Annotated in this window: 2 protein-coding genes; both read right to left on the reverse strand. The window is 73.7% G+C overall.

Annotated features, from left to right (window positions below):
• Positions 1-821, reverse strand: an 821-nt coding sequence (locus HL189_RS22420) for a sugar phosphate isomerase/epimerase family protein (protein ID WP_369135949.1), incomplete at its 3' end; no start/stop codon positions are given.
• Positions 818-1,897 (reverse strand): Gfo/Idh/MocA family protein (locus HL189_RS22425; RefSeq protein ID WP_369135950.1); only part of this gene is annotated, 1,080 nt, incomplete at its 5' end. The genes HL189_RS22420 and HL189_RS22425, both read right to left, overlap by 4 nt.

Consider the following 1,897-nt stretch of genomic DNA (forward strand, 5'->3'; position numbering starts at 1 on the left):
AGCATCCGGGCGCCGGACTCGCGCGCCTCGGCGTCCCAGCCGAAGACGCAGGTGGTCAGCACGCCGTCGAAGCCGGCGCCGGCCAGGGCGGCGAAGGCCGCGTCGGCGTCGACGTCGCCGCGGCCGAGCTCCATGTGCTGGTGGACGCGGACGGGGTTGCCGGGCGGGTTGGTGATGTAGCGCAGCCCGTCCGAGGCGGTGTGGTCCATCGAGTCGGCGACGTGCACGTGGGTGAGCAGCGGCCCGGCGTGGGCGATGATCCCGGCCGCGTCGTCGCCCTGGTGGAACGTGTGCGGCATGCAGTAGAGGAAGGACACGAGCGGGGAGTCGATGCCGCGGATGAGGTCCACGGCCGGGTGGCCGAGCTCCACGAAGTCGTCGGGGTGCGGCTCGAGCGCCAGCCGGATCCCCTCCCGCTCGAACACCGGCAGCAGCTCCTCCATCGAGCGCCAGAACATCGCCTCGGCCAGCTCCGGCGCCTCGGGGCGGCCGTTGAACTCGCTGTTCATCGTGTCCACGCCGAGCTCGGCGCAGATCTCGATGGCCCGCTTCCAGTACCGGACGGCGGCCTGCCGCTCGACCTCCCCGGGGCCCGACCACCGCATCACGGGCAGCAGCGAGGTCACCCCCACCCCGGCGTCGGCCAGCCTCGACCGGAACGCGCGCACCGTCGCCAGGTCGACGCGGGGGTGCTGGAAGAACGGGATGAAGTCCGCCCGCGGGGACAGCTCCATCCACTCGTAGCCGATCGAGGCGACCGCGTCGGGCAGCTCGAGCAGCGGCGTCGTCCGCAGCATCTGCGGGTCCAGGGCGATCCTCATCGCGGCGCCAGCTCCACCTCGGTGCGCCGGCCGGACCGCAGCGCCGCCACCCCGGCGGCGCAGACCGCCTGGGCCGCGTAGCCGTCCCAGGCGCCGGGGCCGTCGACGGTGCCGCGGCGGGCGGCGTCCACCCACCGCTGCAGCTCGATGTCGTAGGCCCGGCCGAAGCGCTGCCGGAAGTCCGGCGCGATCGCGGTGCTCCGCGTCGCCCCCGACGCGCCGCCGCTGTGCCGGACCAGGCCCAGGTCCAGGCCGATCATCGCGCTGCCGTCCTCGGCGACCACCTCGGTGCGGACCTCGTAGGCCACGCCGGTGCTGACGAACACCTCGACGTCGACGATGCGCCCGCTGGTCATCTCGAGCAGCACCAGCAGCGGGTCGGACTCACCGGCCACCGCGTGCCGGGTCGCCTTCGGCCGGAGCACGGTGACGGCGGCGATCTCCTCGCCGAGCAGGAAGCGGGCGACGTCGACCTCGTGCACCACCGAGTCGTTGATCATCATCTCGCTGGTGAAGTGCGGCGGGACGGCGGCGTTGCGGTGGGCGCAGTGCACGACGAGCGGTTCGCCGATCTCCCCGGACTCGACCAGCGCGCGCAGCTGCGCGTACTCGGGGTCGAAGCGCCGCATGAACCCGACCTGCACGAGCCGGCGGCCGGTGCGCTCGGCGTACTCGTCCTCGGCGCGGACGACGGCCAGGGAGGTGCCGGCGTCCATGGTCAGCGGCTTCTCGCAGAGCACCGGCTTGCCGTGCTGGATGCAGGCGCGCACCTGCTCCTCGTGGAACTGGCCGGGAGTGGCGATCAGGACGGCGTCGACCTCGTCGTCCGCGATGGCGGCGAGCGGGTCGTCGACCACCCGGCAGCCGGGCACGTCCGCGGCTACCTGCTCGGCCTTCTCCCGGAACGCGTCGCTGACCACCACCACGCGGGCGCCGGAGATCCGGCTGTGCAGGCGGGCCACGTGGTCCGCGCCCATCATCCCGACGCCGAGCACGGCGACCCGCAGCTCCGCGGCAGGGACGTCGGCCAGTTCCGGCAGGACCCCGGAGGTGGTCTCGGTGGTCGTCACGCCTGG

This window comes from Modestobacter sp. I12A-02662 (assembly GCF_041028325.1).
Lineage (GTDB): Bacteria > Actinomycetota > Actinomycetes > Mycobacteriales > Geodermatophilaceae > Modestobacter.